Genomic DNA, 16,010 nt, shown 5'->3' on the forward strand with positions numbered 1-16,010 from the left:
TCGTCCTCTTACTGTGTCGTCAGAGCTCGGTCATGACGAAATCTTCCTTTGCCGCGCCGCAGTCCGGGCACCGCCATTCGTCCGGAATATCTTCCCAGCGCGTTCCCGGCGCGATCCCTTCCGAGGGAACACCCAGGGTTTCGTAATATACCCAGCCGCACACTAAGCACATCCATGCTTTCGTAGCGGTCTGCTCGGACCGACCCATCGCGATCACTCCTCGATACGATGCGAATACGTGGTTGCCTGCGTTACCGGCGGCGCCGACGCCGCAGCACCGACGTGGCATAGAGTCCGGACACCGGATCGTAAAATCGGCATCTTTTCAATATCCGCCATAACGCCGATACCGTGGCCGGTTGTTCTCGGACCATGCCGGGATAGGCCTCTTTCAACGCCGCCTGCGCCTTGAGCAGGTTATGGGACGGAATTACCGGTGCCACATGGTGCGCGGTGTGGATAGAGATGTAGTGCGTCAGCAGCAGCAACCATCGCGAGTAGACGTAATCGGTGGTCACGAGTAGGCGGCTCGCGTTCCTGGTCCAATACTGGGCCGGTAGGAACGGAATATCCTCGGCGCTGTGATGCATCAGCGTCGTGATGCTGAACCACACATGCGTCAGGAACCACGGCGCGACGAAAAACAGCACCAAGCCGAGCCAGCCGCCTAAATATCCGACGACCCCGAGATAGAGCGATCCGCCGAGCAGGACGAAGACGATGGAACGCCGGACGTCGCGTCGCATCTCCGCCTTGGGAAAGTAGGACGGACGGAACGCCGAGGTAGACCAGTAGTTGATACTGCCCGCCCAGACCGCCCACGTCCGGACACTGAGGTAGCCGAGCCTGCGCCACCACGGCAACCGCCGATACACTGCCTCGGAAATCGGACACCAGTCTCGATCCTCCGTCAGACTGTTGGTGTGGGAATGATGCATATTGTGTGCGTGCCGCCACGAGTGAAACGGGTACAGCAGCGGTATGGAAACGATATGGCCCACCACGAAATTGAGCTTTCGGTTCCGGGAGAACGAGCCGTGTCCGCATTCGTGCGCGACCAGATGCAACCCCCACCCGCCGAGTCCGGACAGGATGATGAGGACAGGGGTCACATACCAATTCATGAGTACCGCGGCCAGTACCAGCGGTCCGAAATATAAGCCCGCGCTCATCACCAGACTCGCGATGCTTCGCGGCAACGAGGGCTCGAAATACGCTCGGGGAATCGCTGCCGCCAGCCGCTCGCCCTTGAGTTCCTCACTTTTCGCGACGAACTCGAGAAAGCGCGGGTCCGGCGCGGACGGTGTCACCTGGCTCATGACGGTCTGCCCTCCGCTCCGGTCATCGCGCCGACAGCTGCAGCCGGTCGGCGAGGTGGACGGTCAGATCATCGATGGTCTGGTACTCGAACAGGATCGCCGGGGACAGCCGCTGCTCGACGAGCTTTTCGAGCTTGCCCGACAACTGCACCGCCGCACGGGAATCCAGCCCATAGTTCTCGAACGGCTGCGCACTGTCGATGTCGGCGGGCGAACAATTCACCCGCTCGGCTATCTGCTCCACCAACCAGCCGTGCAACACGGCCGCGGTGAGCGGCGGCCTGCCCCCTTCGGCGCGGCGGCGTTTGAACATCATCCACGTCCCTTCTTCGGTAACCGCGCGCGGTTCAGGCAGGCGCGTTCCGTCGTAGCTTGGATCCGACGGCGGACGCGCTCGGCGCCTTGAGATCCCAGACAATTCGCAGCTTCGCCAACAGCGCCAAGATCAACCCGCTGAGATCGGGCTCCCACCACCGCATGGCGTGGCGGTAGGCGCCGGAAAAGGCGTGGTGGTTGTTCTGCAGTCCTTCACCGAAGGTGAAGATCGCGACCAGCCAATTGTTGGCGCTGTCGTCCTCGGTGGCGAACGGCCGGGTGCCGATCATGTGACTGATCGAGCCGACACACCAGGCCGCCTGATTCGCCACGAAGACTCGCGCCAGACCGCCGAAAATGAAGCCCGACCACGCGGACCCGGCACTGCCACCGACCAGATATCCGATGAGTGCGGGCAGCGCCAGGCTGGACATGGCCCACAGTGGATAGGTCCGGCTGTAGTTGAACAGCACGCGATCTCGGAGGATGTCCGGCGCGAAGACCTCGACCCGTGATTCCTTGTCACTGAACATCCACGGGATATGCGCGTACCAGAGGCCACGCAATTTTCCGCGCAGACCGGGCCCACTCATGTTCGGGGAGTGCGGATCGCCCAGCTCGTCCGCGAAACGATGGTGTCGGCGATGAGTGATGACCCAGAAGAGCAGCGGTCCCTCGAGCGCCATCGAGCCGGCTATCATCATGACGCCTTCGAACACTCGCGACGTCTTGAACGACTTGTGCGCGGCGTAACGGTGGAATCCTATTGTGATGCCGAGCATCTGCACCGCGTACAGCACGGCGAAAAGAATCCAATCGAGGGCGGAGGCGCTGCCGGTCACCACCAGGTAGACGGCGATCAGAAACCCGATTCCCGGAATCCCGATCGTGACAAGGGCGACGATCCGTTTTGCCCGTGCGCTCTTCGGATTGAGCTGCACGATCGCTCGAGCCACTGATTCCCGGTGCTCGGCCGTCGGGCCGGCGCCTCGGTTCGCGGAAGAATTCACTTTCCCAACTCTCCTTTCGTCTCGGCGCGCACCCTGCTGACCAAGCCGAGGATGTTCAGAAGTCGAATGAAGTCGCCGGCCAGGTCCAACTGCCACCAATGGCGCCTGGTGCGCGCGAGACTCGGCCGCGCATGGTGGTTGTTGTGCCACGAGCCGCCGACCGAAGGGGGTGCGAGCAATGCGATATTCGTGCTGCCGTCCCGCGTCGGATATGGCCTGCTACCGATGGTGTGGCCCAGGGAGTTGACCATCCAGGTGACATGGTCGAGCACGAAGATGCGCGCGAATCCGCCCCACAGGATGCCACCGATCAGACCGCGCACACTCTGCGTCGCCGCGGCGGCAACCAGTCCGGGCAATACGATTCCGGCGAGCGCGATATGAAAGTAGTAGGCGTTCATCTTCATCACGCCGCGGTCCTGCAGCAGGTCTTTGCAGTGCCTGCTCCAGTCCATTCTTTCCACTCTGAACAACCAGCCGACGTGCCCGTGCCAGAGCCCTCGCCACCGCTTGGCCGGGCCGGAACCCCGTGGTCGCGGCGAATGCGGATCTCGTTCGGTGTCGGCGTAGGCGTGATGCACCCGGTGCGTGGCTACCCAGAAGATGATCGGACCCTGGAGCGCCATCGACCCCGAGATACCGAGAAAGACTTTGACCGGATTCACCGCCTCGAACGATCTGTGCGCGAAGTACCGATGGAAGCCCGCTTCGATGCCGAGGGCGGTCACTGCATACATGAGCACGAAGGCGACGACATCCGATGCGAACAGTCCGCTGGTCGACGCGTGGACTACGGCCGCAACGGCGCCGACCGTCGGCAGGCCCACCGTGAGATAAGCGAGCCGCGACGCCGTGCGGTCGCGCTTCGCTGTGTGCCTGCTCGAATCGGTCGTCACGGGAGGCTTCGGAGATACGTCCGTCATAGGCGTACTTCTCTCTGGCGGATCGGCTGGAGTTTCGGAGCGAGGAGATCGGTGTTCGAGAGCAGCCGCCTTACTTCGTACCTACGCACCTTGCCGCTGGTCGTTGTCGGTATCGCTCCTTTGGCGACGATCGCGAAGTGCGCGAGACGCAGCCCGAACGCTGTCGCAATATTCGCCCGAACTTCAGTAGTCAGTCGTTTGTGTGATCGCTCGTCCAGACCTGCGCCATCGAATTCGACCAGCACCCCGAGCTCCTCACCGCGAGCACCTTCGAGTGACACGGCCGCCGCGCGCCTGAAATTCTGGTCGAGCCCAGTGACGAGCAATTCGATATCGCTCGGAAATATATTGCGCGCATTGATGACGATCACGTCCTTGATGCGGCCTCTGACGTACAACTCTCCCTGTTCGATGAACCCGAGATCGCCTGTGCGCAAGTAATTTTCGTCGCCGCCATGCAGGGAAGCAGCGAATGCGACTGCCGTCGACGCGGCGTCGCCATGGTAGCCCGCGGCCACGTTGCGGCCGGAGACCCATATTTCGCCCACGTCTCCTTGGGGCTGTTCGCGAAGCGATGTCGGATCGACGATCCGGACTCGATGCTCCTGATCTACCACGCCGCAGCTGACGACCGCGTCATGGCCAGCCCCGCTCAACCGCAACGGCTGCCCCTTCCGTCGTCCGGAGATGAACAGCGTCGCCTCGGCCAAGCCGTAACACGGAATGATCGCATCGGGATCGAGGCCGCAATCGCCGAAGCGTTTCACGAAACGGGTGAGAGTGCCCGACCGGACCGGTTCGGCACCGCAATACAGGTGGCGCACGCGCGACAGATCCAGCTCGTCCAGTTCCGCGTCGCGCACGGATTCGGCGCACAGATCGAGGGCGAAGTTCGGTCCTACTGTCGTCGTGGCACCGTAGTGCGTGAGCGCCGTGAGCCACCGCAGCGGGCGTTGGACGAAATGCAGCGGTGACATCGTGACCAAGGGCCAGCCGTAGAACATCGACAGGATGATCGTGCCGATCAGGCCCATGTCGTGATATGGGGGCAGCCAGGAGACACCGACGCGCTCGGGATCGTCGCCCATATTGCGTCCGAGTACCCGGCAATTGCTGACCAGATTTGCGTGGGTGATCGCGACGCCCTTCGGCGAACCGGTCGATCCCGAGGTGTACTGGATCAACGCGAGACTGTCCGGTCGCGCGTGCACACGAGGGACGGACGCGCCCTGCTCCAACTGCCTGCCGGTGACGATCGACGGCGCAGGCCGGTCACAGTCCAGGGCGGCCAGCTCTCGAACGCGGTGCTCGAAGATCTCGTCGATGATCACCGCGACCGGAGCCGCGGCCAGCAACGCGCGGAACCTTTCGACATCCTTACCGCGCAGCGGCGGATAACAGGGAACGACGACCGCGCCGATGCTCAGCACACCGTAGAGGGCGGCGATGTAATGCAACCCCGGACTGGACGCCAGGACTACACGGTCACCGGCCCGGACGCCGCCGGCGTACAGTGCGGCCGCATACTCATCGGCGCGCTTGCCACATTCACGAAATGATATTCGTTGCTCCGACTCCACCGTGCCATCGGAGAGAAAAAGGTACCCGGGGTCGTCCGATTCCGAACGCTCGATCAAGATATCGACAATACTGTTTGGCGTGGACATGGTGCAGCCTGTTCCATGCTGATACAAATGTCGGCTCAACCCGAGCAGAGTCGCCCGGAAGCCAACGACGCTGTATTCTTTCGAAGAGTTTACGGCGAGACGGTTGAATGCAGAAGTGGACAACATCCGAGCCTGAGCATTGCGCACATCGATCGCGCGCTCGGCTACCGAGATTTGCCGCACACCGCCCTTCGCGAGCTCACTTCACCGCGTGTCGCACGATGCACGACGCAGAAACGACAGCACCGCGCGTCGGCTCCGCTCGACCCGAAGCAGATCGGCGCTGCCACAAGCGACCTCGAGGTGCGCATCGATTTCGGCTCGAACCGGCTGTGTGCCAACATGATCCGAGGACGAGACATAGAGTGTGCGCCAGGGTGCCTGGTCCGGCGCATCGTCGCCGTAGGCCACCAGCAGAAAGGTGAGCCAGTCGACATACATGCGCGCAGAGGCCTCTGCCGAGACGGAAACGAAATCCTCGGGGATACCGCGGTCCCGCAGCGTGGTCGCCGCGAGCCCGCGCAATTCTTGCTCGAATACTGCGCGCGCCTGCGCCGGATGCCGCAGCGAAAGCGCGATCATCGACGGCTCGATGCTGGTACCACCGAGCATATTCCTCGCGGAGTTGTACGCGTCCGCGATGTCGTCCGCTGTGGCGGCGATCGGATTGAACGCAATCAGGGCTGCATGCGGATGTCCGGCGGCGACCAATTGCCGAATGCACTCTTTCGCCAACGCGAAACTCGAGCAATACGAGATTATTCCGGAAACCGGAATTCCCGTCCCGGCTCGGCCGAGCAGCTCGGACGCGTACTCGTGCCGGTCTGTCACGGCAGGTAACGGTTCGGAGAGCGGGTCCACCAGAACACACCCCGCCGCATCCAGACCCAAGTCCTGAACTCGGGCCTCCGGTCGCTTACCTGGGTAGTCGAGGACGAGTACCCTTTCCACGCCTCACCGCCCGCCGGTAGCAGCGGTGGTCGCGCCCCGTATTTCGGCCGCGATCTCCGCGCGATCGATCTTGCCGCTCGGCGTCCGCGGCAATTCGCCGAGCACGACCAGAAGCTTCGGCACGGCAACGTCCGGAAGTACCTCTTGCAAACGTGCCAGGATCGCCGTCGGGTCAGGACGGTCTGCCGCGGCGTCGGCGGTTACCGCCGCGGCTAGCGTGCGCCGACCCGGCCCGTTGTCCTCGACCACGCAGGCGGCCTCGAGCACACCGGGTTGCTCCAGCAACCAAGCTTCGGTTTCCAACGGATTCACTCGAACTCCGCGAATCTTCACCTCGTCTTCCAGGCGGGTGATGAAGTGCACCACCTCCCCGTCGTACCGCACCAGATCGCCGGTCCGGAATGCACGATCGTGGCCGTGTGCCGTTGGCGCGAGTGGTATGTACTTCGCCCGATTGAGTTCATCGCGACCCAGGTAGCCCAGCGATAACGGCGCGCCCGCCACCAATAGCTCGCCGGTATAGGGATCGGCGGCGTCCGCGGCATCGATCAGGAGTTCACAACCTGGCAGCGGCCGTCCGATCGGTGCCAACGAGGGCCAGGCGGGCACCGGTTCGGACAGGATATGCGCCGACACCATGGCCGATTCACTCTGGCCGTAATGATTCGACAGCCGGCAAGCAGGCAGACGCTCGAACAGCGCTTTGATCGCCGGTGTGCACACCATTTGCTCACCGGCAGTGTTCACCTCCACGAGCGCCGAACGGCCGACATCGAAACCTGCCGAGGCGACGGCCAGCATATGGAGGGCCACATAAGGCAGAAAGAGGCGCTCGATGTGATTCTCGGCCAGCCATTCCCACAGCGCGAAGGGATCCCGTCGGATGTCCTCCGGAACGATGACCAATGATCCGCCGCCACACAGCGTGCCCAGGAGTTCTTGGAAGAAGACATCGAAGTTCAGTGGCGCGAATTGCGCGGTCCGCACGTCGGGGCGGACCGAATGAGCCATCTGCCAGTTCGCCATGTTGTCGACGCAGCGATGTGGCAACGCTACCCCCTTCGGCCAGCCGGTCGATCCGGACGTGTAGATGACGTAAACCGGTCGGTCCGGCGCACAGTGCGGTCTCGTCGACAGCAGCTCGGTCGGTTCGTCAGTATCGGTGGAGCCAATCTCTTCGATGTGGATCCGCGGTACATCCGTCGCCACCCGCGGCGCCGCCGCCGTCTGCAACAGCACCACCGCTCCGCTGTCCGAAACCATGTACGCCAAACGTTTGGCCGGGTAGGCCGGATCCAGCGGAAGATATGTCGCGCCGATCAATGTGACCGCCAGAAACGAGGCCACCGCCGCGCCGCTGCGCGGTACCGCGACCCCGACGATATCGCCGGGCCCGACCGCGTTCCGTCGCAACGCGGCGGCGATACCCCAGACCCAATTCGCGAGTTCACCGTAGGTCAGGCTGGAGTCCGCATCGTCGACAGCGCACGCGTGCGGAGATGTCCGCGCCCGCTCCAGGATCTGGTCCACGAAGCACGCGTACTCCGCGGGCCCGCCCCAGGCAATGGATTCAATATGTCCGCTCACCGACGCCTCCATCATCGTTCACCACGGCTTCCCCGACTTCCCGGTCCGTTGAGCCGAGGCCGTATTGCCGCATGAATTCCCCCAGGTCACGAGCGCTACCGGAGTCGGCAACGCATAACTCGGCAATAATTCGGTCCTGCATATCCGCAGGCTTTTCCTGACTGAGTTTGAACATGCTGTGTACCGAGGTGCTGACGAAGCGGAACGCCCCGACGCCGTGCACGATGCGATCGAAGTAGTCGAGCGAATCCGTTGTGTCCCAGTTCGCCCCGAACAGGTTCTCGAATGCCGCCACGGTCCGGGTCACGACGTCGAGCGTCGGCTCGCCGCTCTCCATCGGGTAGAGCATGCCCGATACGTGTACCGAGATGAAATCCCAGGTGGGCGCGGCCACGGGCACGTTGTACATGGCCGGCGTGATGTAGCTGTTCGGCCCAGAAAATATCAACTTGGCGCCGACTCCGGCGGACAGCGACTGCCAGTGCGGATTCGCTCTGTTCATATGGCCGAGGAACCAGTACTCGGCAGCGTCACCATTCGGATGCGCAGACCTCTCCACAATCAACGGACAATGCGTCGCGAACGGATATGCCGGACCATTCGTCAGCAAAACGGCCAGCGGGTACCGGCGAATCACGTAGTCCGTCCACTCGGCCTTCGCCGGATGATATATCGGTGGTACATACATGCGCTTCTTCAGCCCTCCCGGCCTCCGGCTCAATGGAGATGAATGGAACGGACGATTTCTCCCGCCCGAGCGGCAACATTGGACAACAATCCGGCGGACAACCCATGCGAGTGCTCGGCATATGATCCGTGCACGTAGATACCGCAGCGCATCGATGCGGACATGACCACTCGGTAGTCGCGATCGAGAACGAGCCGCCCCTCTGCGTCCCGCTTGCATTCCTCGGCCAACGTCATGAGGAGTGTGCCGGGGTCGCTGGGAACGTAGCCTGTGGCATAGAGAACGACGTCCGCATCGAGTTCCCGCACCGCACCGGTGGAGAGATCCTCGATCTCCAGTCGGACACTGTCGTTCAACTCTTCGACGCGCAGCACCTTCGAAACGTTCAGCACATACAGCCGTTGCCTGCCGACTACGGATTCTTCGTAGATCTTCTGATATATGGCCCGGCTCAGCTCCAGGTCCACCACGGAATAGTTGGTGTTCCGATGGTAGTGCTGCAACATCTCCTTCACATCGGCGGGTGCCGAATAGAATCGACCGACGCTGTCCGGATCGAAAATACTGTTCACGAACGGGCTGTCGTCCGCCACCGAATATCCGAATCGCGAATGCACGGTCCATATCTCGGCTTCGGAAAATCTGCGATAGAGAAAGTCGACCGATTCCGCCGCGCTCTGGCCCGAGCCGACGACCACGATACGGCGCGGGGGCGCCTGGTCCAGGCCGGCCGCGCTGTGCAGCAGCTGAGACGTATGCCAGACCCGGTCGGAGACCGCTACTCCGCTCGGCAGGCGCGGCTCCTGCCCCGCGCCGATCACCACGTTACGCGTGCGATATACCGTCGTAGCGTGGTTCGCGCGGACGCCAACCTCGATCGACTCCACGCTGCCGTCGACGACAACGGGCCGAAGCGAAATCACCTCCGCACCGTATTGCACTTGCCCCTCGAAATGCCGTGCCGCCCATTCGAGATATTCGTGGAAATCGACCCGCAGCGGATACAAGGTGTTGCTGTTGATGAACGAAGACAACCTGTCTTTCGCGTGCAGATATGAAACGAATGTGAAATCGCTCTGCGGATTCCGCAGTGTCGCGAGGTCTTTCAAGAAGGCGATTTGCATCGTCGCACCGTCGACCAACATGCCGCGATGCCAGCCGAAGGAGGGCTGGCGCTCGAAGAACAGCATGTCGGCGTGACCGTTGCCTGCGGTGGCCCGTTCTTCCCGCAACGCGATTGCCACCGCAAGGTTCGCCGGGCCGAAACCTACTCCGAGCACGTCATAGATTGGCGTCGCTTGCATGGTCAATGCCTTCTCGTCCTACTAGGTTGCCGTTGATATTTCCGACGTTTCCAGAGTTTGACAGCGCTATCCGCTTTTGCTGTAGTGGCTACGGGTTCCGATTGCGTCAGGAGGACATCGTGGGCGAACTACCGCGCACCTCGCGAGAACGACAGTTGGCAACAATTTGGGAAGAAGTGCTGTCGGTGACGGTCTCGGATCGTGAACAGGATTTCTTCGAGATCGGCGGCGACTCGCTGCTCGCCACAATCGTCTCGGTGACCGCACGTCAACGGATCGGCATCGAATTGACGCCAACGATGATGTTTGCGAATCCCGTGCTCGCCGACCTCTGCCGGGAATTGGACCGGCAGCAACCCGACACGACCCCGATCATGCAGAAATCTCCTCGGCGTACTTCCTGACCTTGGCAAATGCCATGGCCAGGCCGTCGATGCCGTCCGTATCGGTGAGCAGCATCGAATGCGGCAGCGTGATCACCTCCTGGTGCGCCCGTTCCGCTTCGGGCAACTCGTACCGGCCGGGATCGATCCTGCGACGGTGTTCGGGGCTGATTCCGTACCGAGTCTTGGTATGCGGCCGGTACAGCGGTGAGCAGTTCAACGGCGCGTAGCAGGTCGTTATCGATCCACCGCTTACTTCGGCATCCAGTGCCCGCGAAATCGCCGCCGTGGTCCGGCCGGCGAACTCCTCACGGTTGATTCGCACGGCGTACTGATAGTAGGTCGGCGTGGTCACTTCGGTAGGGGTGGCGACGGGATGTACACCGGGCACATCGACCAACCGATCGGTCAGCCGTCGAGCATTGGTCGCGCGTAGCTCGTTCTCCTGATCCAGCGTTTCCAGCTGCGAGATGAGGATGGCCGCGCTGAACTCCGACATACAATAGTTGTTTCCCATGAGTTCTGATCTATCCACCAGCTCCATTTCCCCGGGCGTGAGTTCCCCTGCGGCACGCCGTCGGCCGTCGGCCCGCAACTGATACAGACGCTCGGCCAGGGCGTCATCCGACGTGATGACCGCCCCGCCCTCGCCGGCCGTCAGCAACTTGGTCTGTTGCATACTGAAAGTGCCGACGGATCCCAGCGTTCCGGCCCGCCTGCCGCGCCACCGCGCACCGTGCGCTTGGGCGCAATCCTCGATCACCGCGAGTTCGTGGCGCTCCGCGATATCCATGATCCGGTCCATCTGTGCCATCGCACAATAGAGGTGGACCACGGATATCGCGCGGGTTCGGGCGGTGATCGCCGCCTCCACCGCCGCGGGGTCCAGGCAGAGAGTTTCCGGATCGATATCGACCAGCACCGGAACAGCGTTCACGGCGAGCACCGTGGAGGCCGACGCCACCCAGGTCAGCCCCGGGACGATGACCTCGTCCCCCGCACCGATGCCGAGACTTTCCAATCCGATGATCAAAGCGCTGGTTCCGCTGGCGGTAGGGATACAGTGCGGAGTTCCGTTGTACGCGGCAAATAGCTCGGCGAAGCGCTGTTCCATCGCCGGGCGGCCCATCCACGGTCCGGACAGTGCCCACCGACCCGAATGCACTGTCTCGCTGAGCAGTTCCTCGGTCCGAGCCGCAGGACGTGGCCATGCGGGCCATCGGCTCGTCCGGATCGGACTTCCGCCGTTCACCGCCAGCATATTCGACATTGTTCAACCTCTGTTCTCCATCGAACCGTGCGGCTCGATCGTCGAATCGACCGTGGACTACGCCACGTGAAAGAAGGACCTGATGTTTCCCGAGCCGCGACTCAAAGCCAGCTGGAGCGCCGTTTCGTAATCGGCGAGACCGAATTCGTGGGTGAGCAACGGTTCGATGTTCACGTCGCCTCGGCCGAGTACGGAGATCGCATCCGCGAAACGCCCACCCGGCCCGAGCACACCACGAAGTGTGAGTGCTTTCACCGTGATCATATGGGGCTCGGACATGCCGGCCTCATCGGTCCGATACCCCACAAGACAGACCCGGCCGCCCGGCCGGACGATTTCGATGGCCTCCTGCACCGCCGACGGATAACCCGACGCTTCGAATACCACGTCGGGGCGTAGATCTTCCTGACCCTCGATCAGCCGTGCCAACTCGCCCACACCTGCTGCGGCGACCACGCGTGCTCCGCACCCGGCCGCGACGGCGCGGCGTTCCGGGATCGGATCCGAGACGACGGTGACGTCCGCCCCGCGCGACAGCGCCGCCGTCATCAGCAGCAGACCGATACCACCGGCACCGAGCACGGCGACCCGTTCACCGGCCGCCAAGGCGATCGCTTCCATCGCATGTAGCGCGACCGCCATGGGCTCGACCTGGCACGCGGTGCGCAGATCGAGGTCCGCGGGCAGTACATGGAGGTTCGCCGCGGGAATTGTCATGTATTCGGCACATGCCCCGTCTCTGGAAAACCCGAGTTCCTGCAGATTTTGGCACAGCACGTCTTCTCCCCGGCCGCACGCGGCACATTGCCCGCACGCGCAAGTGAGGTCACCGACGACTTTGCGTCCGATGAGATCGGCCGCGACCCCGGCCGCCGTCGCGACAACTTCCCCGCTCCACTCGTGCCCCGGGACGATCGGATACTTGAATCCATGCCACACGCCTTTGAACAGTGATAGGTCACTGCCGCAGATCGAGTTGTATGCGATCTTGACCAGGGCTTCGCCGGCAGCCGGTTCGGGCACGTCCAGTCGGCGTAGGACCGGTTTCATCGGAGATTCGAACACCAATGCTTGCATAGCGTTTCTCCCTGCACAACGACAATCGGACACTTACTCGACTGCGTTTATCGAAGCAATTAGCACGATCCGGCGTCAAGGTCGTAACTTCTATTTCTCGTCCACTTGGCATCGGCGGACTCGTTTCATGCACGGATGCGCCGGTGTATTGTCGACAGTGGCTGAAGTCGGTGCGCTACTACGCGAGTACGCTGCCCGCGTCGTTGTGCAGCGCTCCATTCGAGGTCAACACCGGTGTTCCCGCGTTGGGCGCGCCTCCCGAAAAAGAAGTCATCCGGCCGCCCGCCTCGGTCACGATATGTACGAGCGGCAGCAGGTCCCAGATCGCATTGCCGGGCGCGGATGCGGCGATATCATAGGTACCCTCGGCAACCAACATATGCGGCAGGAAATTGCCATACCCGCGACTGCGCCGACACCTGCGGGCCAGGCGGACCAAGCGGTGTGCCGCCTCTTCGTCATAGTCGCGTAAACCGCCGTAACACAGCTGCGCGGCGCCCATGTCGGCCACCGTCGATACCTGTATCCGCCGATCGCCGCGAAACGCGCCCGCACCGCCCAGAGCCCACCATCGCGCATTCAGGCCGGGCGCGCTGACAATCGAAAAAGCAACCTTTCTATTGCTGGTATAGCTGATCATGTGGGCATAGATCGGAACGCCCTCCAGGTAGTTGCCTGTGCCATCGATGGGATCGATGATCCACAGGTCAGCGCCCTTCCGGTGTACGCCCGATTCCTCGCCCAGGACGGAATCGCTCGGGAACGCCGCGTCGATCCGCGAGACCAGCAGACGTTCCACCTCCAGCTCCAGCCCCGTCACCGGTGTACCGTCGGGTTTCGTGGTCACGTCGTGCCGACCGCGCTTCATGGCATCCAGGGACATCGCGTCTATCACGTCCAATGCTTGCCAGGCCAGCAAAAGCCGGGCATTGTCCTGGACCAATCGGGCTATCAAATCTCTATCTCCGTGAAGCATCGAATCAAGTTCTCCCACATTGCCGCGTCCTCCTCGTTCCCCTCGTGTTCGCCGAAAAAGCGGACCGCGTACTCGGTGAACTCGTTGAAGAACCACCTGATTTCATAGAACCGCATCAGCGCCGCATCCGCTTCTGGCGCCGCGCCGAATGACCTCCGTAAATGGAACCAATCCCGCTCGGGCGGCCCCCACATCAATTCGCCCCAGTCCCCCAGCATGAGGCCGCCGGGTCGCCGCAGGATATTCCCGGTGCCGGGCTCGCCATGGGTCAGCACGAACCGCGGCTTATCGACACGCCACGTTTCGGCGAGTCGGGAGAGTTCCGCCCGCAAGGCACGCAATTGCGTTCGGTGCGACCGGATGAGTTCGGTGAGTGGCGCGCTGAACGGCCCCGAATGCGGCGGGGTGCTGTCCGCGCGACGCATTGCCCAGATGATGTCATCCGCGAACGACAGTTCGAAATCCTCCGACAACAGTTCGACAGCGGGCGTCGACCGGTGCACCTGGTTCAACATCTCGATCACCGCGCCGATCTCGGTGGCCGACAGCGAAAGCGCTTCACGGACCGGCTCGTATTTCGACACAAGCAAAGGACGGTCGCCGAGCATCCGGGATACTCGACCGTCGACGCCCCGCAGCGGCGCGAGCACGAATGCGAGACCGGATTCCTCGAGTAGCCGGGCTCCCTCGTACGCCTCGACGATGTGGCCGCGCAGATCTCGCCGGACACTCACCCAGAGGTCGCCGCTTCGATATTGCCAACTGTCGCCGCCATAGGGCACGAAATCGAGGGTAACGTCCGCCGCACCGTATTGACATCGCAGTAGCGCATCGAGCCGAGAATGATCCAGGTCTTCGAGTGGTGACATCATTTGCGTTCCTCGGTCCGTGTACCGAATCATTGGCCCAGGCGGACGACAAAGCCGATGCACACATCTTTCGCCGGTACGGCCGTTCTGGAAAGGATGTTCACGCCACATGATCACGTTTTCTTCGTTTTCCGCGAAAGACCACGCCGCAGCGGATGAATACGCGGTGGTGATCGTCGGAGGCGGGCTCGCCGGTCTCGAACTCGCCAAGGAGCTCGAATTACGTGGGGTGCCCGGGGTACTCGTCGTCGAGGCCGGGCCTGCGACCGAGCTGGAGCACGCCAACTGGGCGTATCCCGCCGATACCGCACTGCGGAAGTGGCTGCTTCCGGAAACCGACACCTACTTTCGCAGGCCGTGGTCGTCTGCCACCCCGCCGAGCTACACCGGCAGCTCCGGTATCCGGCAGCGCCTGGGCGGTCGGTCACTCTACTGGTACGGCGTGGCACTTCCGATCGAACCGGAGACGCTCGATTCGTCCGCATGGCCCGCCGTGATCGTCGACGATCTGCGGCACTCCGGGCGCGACGGCGCCGGGCTGTATCGGCGGATCGAGCGTCGATTGGCGGCCTGGCGTGGTTTCGACAGCCCGGGTCCGGCGTCGGATGAGGAAACTCCGATGCTCGGACCATACCGACTGCGGCACACCCCCAAGGCAATTCGGTACGCCGCGGACGGGTCCGGCCGATGGCGGGCCTACTCGCCGCTCGAGCATTGGCTCGGGCCGGAGCAGACACCACAGGCGAGGCCGAGAGTCGAGATTCGAACGCATGCCGAGGTACACCGCATCCTCATCGAAGGGGGGCGTGCCCGCGGCGTGGTGGTGCGCGACCGGCTGACCGGCGCTCAGACGAATATCGTTGCCGCACATGTTGTTCTCGCCGCGGGCACCATCCCGAGCACAGCGCTGGCGATTCGCGCGCTCCATGAGAACGGCGCGTTGTCCCGACCGCGCTCGAGCGGGTTGTCGGACCACATGGTCCAGGGTGTCTTTGTCCGGATACGTTCCCGGCACGCCGAGCGTCTGCTGCACCACATTCCGCCCGGCTCCTATTACTCGCCATGTGTCACCGAGGCCCGATCGAATCTCTTTCTCGACCTCACCCGCGAATCCGACGGCTCGGTCTTCGTCGACCTGCAGATGACGGGCGAACAGCTACCTTCCACCGACAACTATGTCGAATTGACCCTGCCCCTCGGGAATCCGTCGATCAGGATCCACGCGGTGCCCACTCGGGCGGATGAAGCCGTTCTCCTCGCGCAACGCCGCATTCTGCAGGACGCGTGGACCGAGCTCGCCGCACTCGCCGCCTGCCGGGCCGGCCTGCTCGAGTTCGGCGATTTCCGCTCGCCCTCCCGGACGAACGAGTTCGTGCTCCCCGAAACCATGCGCACTTCCAAGTGGGGCGAGCCCGCCACATGGTCGGGTTTTCTCGGCACCGAAGATCACGAGGGCTGTACCCTGCCGCTCGGCACGGTGCTCGACGACAATCACGAGTTCCCGCAAATCACCGGGCTGTATGCGGCCGGGCCGGTGGCCTTTCCGCGGCTGGGTGCGGCGAACCCGTCGCTCACCACACTCGCCCTCACCCATCGCCTGGCCGCGATATTGACGGACCGTCTCGGGGCGACACCGGCGGCGCACCAGCACCACGGTTGAGGTGGAACCAG

The 16,010-nt window shown here is 62.9% G+C and carries 16 protein-coding genes; 2 read left to right on the plus strand and 14 right to left on the minus strand.

Features of this window, described 5'->3' with window-relative positions; genetic code table 11:
* Positions 1 to 19 precede the first annotated feature (19 nt).
* The 10 genes from F5X71_RS27785 to F5X71_RS27830 form a co-directional block, all read right to left on the minus strand.
* The gene (locus F5X71_RS27785) at positions 20 to 208 is read right to left on the minus strand and encodes a rubredoxin (protein ID WP_167464665.1); all 189 of its coding nucleotides are present in this window, start codon (positions 206 to 208) and stop codon (positions 20 to 22) included.
* Between the two features lie 43 nt (positions 209 to 251).
* On the minus strand, positions 252 to 1,319 hold the full coding sequence (locus F5X71_RS27790; RefSeq protein WP_167464666.1) for a fatty acid desaturase: 1,068 nt from the start codon (positions 1,317 to 1,319) through the stop codon (positions 252 to 254).
* A gap of 22 nt (positions 1,320 to 1,341) precedes the next feature.
* Entirely contained in the window at positions 1,342 to 1,635 is a 294-nt protein-coding gene (locus F5X71_RS27795) for an acyl carrier protein (protein WP_238815508.1), read from the minus strand.
* A 31-nt stretch (positions 1,636 to 1,666) separates the two neighbouring features.
* The gene (locus F5X71_RS27800; protein WP_167464667.1) at positions 1,667 to 2,590 is read right to left on the minus strand and encodes an acyl-CoA desaturase; all 924 of its coding nucleotides are present in this window, start codon (positions 2,588 to 2,590) and stop codon (positions 1,667 to 1,669) included.
* 50 nt (positions 2,591 to 2,640) lie between these two features.
* On the minus strand, positions 2,641 to 3,540 hold the full coding sequence (locus F5X71_RS27805; RefSeq protein ID WP_238815509.1) for an acyl-CoA desaturase: 900 nt from the start codon (positions 3,538 to 3,540) through the stop codon (positions 2,641 to 2,643).
* Positions 3,541 to 3,563: 23 nt separating this feature from the next.
* Positions 3,564 to 5,234, minus strand: a complete 1,671-nt coding sequence (locus F5X71_RS27810; protein WP_167464669.1) for a fatty acyl-AMP ligase — start codon at positions 5,232 to 5,234, stop codon at positions 3,564 to 3,566.
* A 204-nt stretch (positions 5,235 to 5,438) separates the two neighbouring features.
* A complete protein-coding gene (locus F5X71_RS27815; protein WP_167464670.1) occupies positions 5,439 to 6,095 on the minus strand; it encodes a hypothetical protein in 657 nt (218 codons plus the stop codon).
* A gap of 93 nt (positions 6,096 to 6,188) precedes the next feature.
* Positions 6,189 to 7,787 (minus strand): AMP-binding protein, encoded by a 1,599-nt coding sequence (locus F5X71_RS27820; protein ID WP_203218225.1) that lies wholly within the window; start codon positions 7,785 to 7,787, stop codon positions 6,189 to 6,191.
* Positions 7,756 to 8,460 (minus strand): FMN-binding negative transcriptional regulator, encoded by a 705-nt coding sequence (locus F5X71_RS27825; RefSeq protein WP_167464671.1) that lies wholly within the window; start codon positions 8,458 to 8,460, stop codon positions 7,756 to 7,758. Before F5X71_RS27825 ends, F5X71_RS27820 begins: the two co-directional genes overlap by 32 nt.
* A 29-nt stretch (positions 8,461 to 8,489) precedes the next feature.
* Complete coding sequence (locus F5X71_RS27830) at positions 8,490 to 9,764, minus strand: lysine N(6)-hydroxylase/L-ornithine N(5)-oxygenase family protein (protein ID WP_167466795.1); 1,275 nt, start codon at positions 9,762 to 9,764, stop codon at positions 8,490 to 8,492.
* Positions 9,765 to 9,883: 119 nt separating this feature from the next.
* Here F5X71_RS27830 and F5X71_RS27835 point away from each other — a divergent pair, with 119 nt between their 5' ends.
* Positions 9,884 to 10,168, plus strand: coding sequence for a phosphopantetheine-binding protein (locus F5X71_RS27835; protein ID WP_167464672.1), 285 nt, complete (start codon positions 9,884 to 9,886; stop codon positions 10,166 to 10,168).
* Here the strand turns inward: F5X71_RS27835 and F5X71_RS27840 are convergent.
* The 4 genes from F5X71_RS27840 to F5X71_RS27855 form a co-directional block, all read right to left on the minus strand.
* On the minus strand, positions 10,137 to 11,417 hold the full coding sequence (locus tag F5X71_RS27840; RefSeq protein ID WP_167464673.1) for a DegT/DnrJ/EryC1/StrS family aminotransferase: 1,281 nt from the start codon (positions 11,415 to 11,417) through the stop codon (positions 10,137 to 10,139). The genes F5X71_RS27835 and F5X71_RS27840 overlap by 32 nt on opposite strands.
* Before the next feature lie 57 nt (positions 11,418 to 11,474).
* Positions 11,475 to 12,494 (minus strand): zinc-dependent alcohol dehydrogenase, encoded by a 1,020-nt coding sequence (locus F5X71_RS27845; protein WP_167464674.1) that lies wholly within the window; start codon positions 12,492 to 12,494, stop codon positions 11,475 to 11,477.
* Between the two features lie 178 nt (positions 12,495 to 12,672).
* Positions 12,673 to 13,437, minus strand: a complete 765-nt coding sequence (locus F5X71_RS27850) for an inositol monophosphatase family protein (RefSeq protein ID WP_167464675.1) — start codon at positions 13,435 to 13,437, stop codon at positions 12,673 to 12,675.
* An 8-nt stretch (positions 13,438 to 13,445) separates the two neighbouring features.
* A complete protein-coding gene (locus F5X71_RS27855; RefSeq protein ID WP_167464676.1) occupies positions 13,446 to 14,342 on the minus strand; it encodes a phosphotransferase in 897 nt (298 codons plus the stop codon).
* 106 nt (positions 14,343 to 14,448) lie between these two features.
* Between F5X71_RS27855 and F5X71_RS27860 the strand changes: the two genes are divergently transcribed.
* Positions 14,449 to 15,999 (plus strand): FAD-binding protein, encoded by a 1,551-nt coding sequence (locus F5X71_RS27860; protein ID WP_167464677.1) that lies wholly within the window; start codon positions 14,449 to 14,451, stop codon positions 15,997 to 15,999.
* The last annotated feature ends 11 nt before the right edge of the window (positions 16,000 to 16,010 follow it).

This window comes from Nocardia brasiliensis (assembly GCF_011801125.1).
In the GTDB taxonomy this organism is placed as follows: Bacteria; Actinomycetota; Actinomycetes; order Mycobacteriales; family Mycobacteriaceae; genus Nocardia; species Nocardia brasiliensis_C.

What these genes read in the sequence shown, in the direction of transcription:
- F5X71_RS27785 (WP_167464665.1), bottom strand. Translation starts at nt 208, where the DNA reads ATGGGTCGGTCCGAGCAGACCGCTACGAAAGCATGGATGTGCTTAGTG.
- F5X71_RS27790 (WP_167464666.1), bottom strand. Translation starts at nt 1,319, where the DNA reads ATGAGCCAGGTGACACCGTCCGCGCCGGACCCGCGCTTTCTCGAGTTC.
- F5X71_RS27795 (WP_238815508.1), bottom strand. Translation starts at nt 1,635, where the DNA reads ATGATGTTCAAACGCCGCCGCGCCGAAGGGGGCAGGCCGCCGCTCACC.
- F5X71_RS27810 (WP_167464669.1), bottom strand. Translation starts at nt 5,234, where the DNA reads ATGTCCACGCCAAACAGTATTGTCGATATCTTGATCGAGCGTTCGGAA.
- F5X71_RS27820 (WP_203218225.1), bottom strand. Translation starts at nt 7,787, where the DNA reads ATGATGGAGGCGTCGGTGAGCGGACATATTGAATCCATTGCCTGGGGC.
- F5X71_RS27825 (WP_167464671.1), bottom strand. Translation starts at nt 8,460, where the DNA reads ATGTATGTACCACCGATATATCATCCGGCGAAGGCCGAGTGGACGGAC.
- F5X71_RS27830 (WP_167466795.1), bottom strand. Translation starts at nt 9,764, where the DNA reads ATGCAAGCGACGCCAATCTATGACGTGCTCGGAGTAGGTTTCGGCCCG.
- F5X71_RS27840 (WP_167464673.1), bottom strand. Translation starts at nt 11,417, where the DNA reads ATGTCGAATATGCTGGCGGTGAACGGCGGAAGTCCGATCCGGACGAGC.
- F5X71_RS27845 (WP_167464674.1), bottom strand. Translation starts at nt 12,494, where the DNA reads ATGCAAGCATTGGTGTTCGAATCTCCGATGAAACCGGTCCTACGCCGA.
- F5X71_RS27855 (WP_167464676.1), bottom strand. Translation starts at nt 14,342, where the DNA reads ATGATGTCACCACTCGAAGACCTGGATCATTCTCGGCTCGATGCGCTA.
- F5X71_RS27860 (WP_167464677.1), top strand. Translation starts at nt 14,449, where the DNA reads ATGATCACGTTTTCTTCGTTTTCCGCGAAAGACCACGCCGCAGCGGAT.